Source organism: Luteibacter sp. P1_D3 (assembly GCF_056406135.1).
Genome location: NZ_JBFUAT010000096.1, coordinates 1 through 1,127, shown reverse-complemented (window position 1 = coordinate 1,127; position 1,127 = coordinate 1). Strand labels below are relative to the sequence as shown.

Below are 1,127 nucleotides of genomic sequence, written 5' to 3'. Positions count from 1 at the left end.
CGCCCGGCTGATCTTCGCGGGCAATCACCACCGCCTCGCGTACGCCGACCTGCTCTGCCAGCCGTGCCTCGATCTCTCCCAGCTCGATGCGGAAACCACGTACCTTGACCTGGAAGTCGTTACGACCCAAATACTCGATCGTGCCGTCCTCACGCCACCGGCCCAGATCACCCGTGCGGTACATCCGTCCACCGTGGAACGGATCGGCCACAAAGCGCTCCGCCGTCAATTCCGCRCGGTTGAGGTAACCCCGTGCCACACCCGCACCACCGATGTGGATCTCGCCGGCCACACCCACCGGAACCGGCTCACCGTGACCATCCAGGATGTAGATCCGCGTGTTTGCGATCGGACGGCCGATGGTGGGACGGAAATTCTCCTCGGCATCAAAAGCGACCCACGTTGAATAGGTTGTCGTCTCCGTAGGACCGTAAAGGTTCACCACCGTCTTCGCGTCCGTCTCGCGGAACAGACGGTCCACCAGTTCGCGGGGCAGACGCTCGCCCGCCAAGTGGAAACGCTCGATCGAGGACGGCAGCTGACGAGACATCAGCAACGAACCCAGTGCTGAAGGCACTGCATTGATCAGTCTGATCTCTTCCAGGGAGCCACAATGAAGCACGTCATCGACTACCTCCAGCGACGCACCCGAAGTCAAGGGCGCAAACATCTCGAAAATCGAGGTATCGAAATTGATCGAGGTTGAGAACAGCGTCCGTTCCAGAGCCGCTGCCGGGAAGTTCTGGTTAAACCATGCGATCAGGTTGCCCGTGTTGMGATGCTCGACCATYACSCCCTTGGGCTGACCGGTTGAGCCGGAGGTGTAGATCACATACGCCAGGTGCGAGGGCGTCAGCCCCGCACGATCCAGGTCGGTGTCCGCYTCCTCCGCCCACGCCGAGGTCRCGGTCAGGTCCAGCACCGGCACGGCAAGCTGTGCCGAGAGCGATGTCCATGCCTCGCCCAGCCCAGGCTGGGTCAACACCGCTACCGGTGCCGCATCCTCCAGCATGTAACGCAGTCGCTCGGCCGGGTACGACGGATCCAGCGGCACGTATGCACCACCGGCCTTCAACACCGCCAACAGGCCCACCATCATCGGCAGCCCACGCTCCACGCACAGCGCC

General features: G+C 62.6%; 1 protein-coding gene. It reads right to left on the bottom strand.

Annotation, left to right across the window (positions count from 1 at the left end; genetic code table 11):
• Positions 1-1,127 (bottom strand): non-ribosomal peptide synthetase (locus AC1DYM_RS23000; protein WP_477342370.1); only part of this gene is annotated, 1,127 nt, incomplete at both ends.